Annotated in this window: 1 protein-coding gene; it reads right to left on the bottom strand. The window is 58.1% G+C overall.

From position 1 onward, the window contains the following. A partial coding sequence (locus ACTHUR_RS14795) for a helix-hairpin-helix domain-containing protein (RefSeq protein ID WP_440399351.1) occupies positions 1–666 on the bottom strand: 666 nt, incomplete at both ends.

The raw sequence follows: 666 nt of genomic DNA on the forward strand, positions 1-666 counted from the left end.
GGGCGGAGATGTGCACCAAGCCGTCCTGATGGACGCCGATGTCCACGAACGCGCCGAAGTTGGCAACGTTGGAAACCACGCCTTCGAGTATCATGCCGACTTGCAAGTCGCTGATTTCATGGATACCTTCAGCGAATGAGGCCGTCTGAAACTCGCCGCGCGGGTCGCGGCCGGGTTTTTCCAGCTCGGACAGGATGTCCAGAATGGTCGGCAGGCCGAAGCGTTCGTCGGTAAAGTCGGACGCTTTGATTTGCTTCACGCGCTCGCGGTTGCCGATGAGTTCGGCGGCGGTAATGCCTTGTTGCGCCAGCATTTTGGCAACTACAGGATAGGCTTCGGGGTGGACGGCGCTCGCGTCCAACGGCTCTTTGCCGCCGTTAATCCGCAAAAAGCCTGCTGCCTGCTCGAAGGTTTTTTCGCCCAAACGCGGTACTTTCAGCAATTTTTTGCGGCTGTCGAACGCGCCGTTTTCATCGCGGTAGGCAACAATATTTTGGGCAAGGGTTTGATTCAAACCGGAAATCCGCGCCAAGAGCGGGGCGGAGGCGGTGTTCACATCCACGCCGACGGCGTTCACACAGTCTTCGACCACTGCATTCAGCGATTTGGCGAGCTGGCTTTGGTTCACGTCGTGCTGATACTGCCCCACGCCGATGGATTTGGGGT

Source organism: Neisseria sp. P0021.S007, assembly GCF_051956855.1.